The following is a 1,109-nucleotide window of genomic DNA, read 5'->3' on the forward strand; positions in this document are numbered from 1 at the left end:
TGGCCGTGGTAAAGTGTACATGCGTGCACGCGCCGACATCGAAACCGATGAAAAAACAGGCCGTGAAACAATCATCGTTCACGAAATTCCTTATCAAGTTAATAAAGCTCGTTTAATTGAAAAAATTGCTGAGCTGGTTAAAGATAAGAAAATTGAAGGTATTAGTGCGCTACGTGATGAATCAGATAAAGACGGTATGCGTATCGTTATTGAAATCAAACGTGGTGACGTAGGCGAAGTTATTTTAAACAACTTGTATTCACAAACTCAGTTACAAACTGTGTTTGGTATGAATATGGTTGCGCTAATTAATAACCAACCTAAATGTTTCAATTTAAAAGAAATGTTAGAAGAGTTTATTATTCACCGTCGTGAAGTAGTAACTCGTCGTACAGTATTTGATTTACGTAAAGCCCGTGACCGTGCACACACGCTTGAAGGCTTAGCGATTGCGCTTGCGAACATTGACCCAATTATCGAACTTATTCGTAAATCCCCTACACCTGCTGAAGCTAAAATTGCTTTAACAGCGCGTCCGTGGGAATTAGGTAATGTACAAGGTATGCTTGAAAAAGCAGGTGAAGACAATGTTGCTCGTCCAGATTGGTTAGCAAGCGAACTTGGTATTCGCGATGGTCAATATTATATCTCTGAGCAACAAGCTCAAGCAATTCTTGATTTGCGTTTACATAAGCTAACAGGTCTTGAACACGAAAAAATCTTGACCGAATACCAAGCGTTATTAGAACTAATTGCTGAACTACTTTATATTTTGGCAACTCCTGAGCGTTTAATGGAAGTTATACGTGACGAGCTAGTTGAAATTAAAGAGCAATATGGTGATGAGCGTCGCACTGAAATTAATGCAGCTGCTCACGATATCAGCCTTGAAGACTTAATTACCGAAGAAAACGTAGTAGTAACGCTTTCTCACGAAGGTTATGTGAAGTATCAAGCATTGTCTGATTACGAAGCACAGCGTCGTGGTGGTAAAGGTAAGTCAGCAACGAAGATGAAAGATGAAGATTTCATCGAACGTCTATTAGTTGCAAATACACACGATACTATATTGTGTTTCTCTACGGCCGGTCGTTTATATTGGCTTAAAG

General features: G+C 39.4%; 1 protein-coding gene. It reads left to right on the plus strand.

Annotated elements, in window-relative coordinates:
* The coding region (locus tag L652_RS0100240) for a DNA gyrase subunit A (protein WP_024603163.1) at positions 1 to 1,109 on the plus strand (1,109 nt) is incomplete at both ends.

The organism is Pseudoalteromonas sp. TB25 (genome assembly GCF_000497995.1).
In the GTDB taxonomy this organism is placed as follows: Bacteria; Pseudomonadota; Gammaproteobacteria; order Enterobacterales; family Alteromonadaceae; genus Pseudoalteromonas; species Pseudoalteromonas distincta.